Origin of the sequence: Xanthomonas pisi DSM 18956 (assembly GCF_001010415.1) — a bacterium.
Lineage (GTDB): Bacteria > Pseudomonadota > Gammaproteobacteria > Xanthomonadales > Xanthomonadaceae > Xanthomonas > Xanthomonas pisi.
Genome location: NZ_JPLE01000237.1, coordinates 1 through 452 on the forward strand (window position 1 = coordinate 1; position 452 = coordinate 452).

Annotated in this window: 1 protein-coding gene; it reads right to left on the minus strand. The window is 43.1% G+C overall.

What is annotated here, in order from left to right; translation table 11 throughout:
- Positions 1 to 30 precede the first annotated feature (30 nt).
- Positions 31 to 258 carry a helix-turn-helix domain-containing protein gene (locus tag Y887_RS19680; RefSeq protein WP_084726102.1) on the minus strand — a complete coding sequence of 76 codons (228 nt, stop codon included), beginning with the start codon at positions 256 to 258 and terminating at the stop codon, positions 31 to 33.
- Positions 259 to 452: the final 194 nt, after the last annotated feature.

A 452-nucleotide genomic window follows, 5' to 3' on the forward strand; every position in this document is an offset into this window, starting at 1 on the left:
GAATGTCCATTGTGAAAATAGCGGTGTTACTTATGCAGCCAGAAGGTTCTGTTTGCTTATTTCAAGCATTTCGCTTGCTTGATATTTGCCACCAGAAATCTCTTCGATTTTTGATGCGTATTTAGTTTTCCCAAAAAACTCAGTCTTAGGGAGGAAGCCGTTTTTGAGCCACTTATAGACAGCCCTCTCGCTAACTCCACAAGCCTTCGCAACTTCAGGGACGCCGAAACCTTTAATCGGCTCATCAAGATTTTGCATAGGAATATCCTTTTTCGTACTTTCAGTACGTATTATGGTTGAACTGAAAGTTTTTGCAAGTGCTTTAGTATCGTACTCATGGTTCAGAATGAAAAAGTGCGCAAAGAATTCGCCCAGCGGCTAGCGCAAGCCTGTAAAGAAGCTGGTCTTGATGAACATGGTAGGGGAATGGCTATAGCCCGTGCCCTTTCTCT

Coding starts and splice junctions, on each gene's coding strand:
- Y887_RS19680 (WP_084726102.1), bottom strand. CDS start 258: ATGCAAAATCTTGATGAGCCGATTAAAGGTTTCGGCGTCCCTGAAGTT.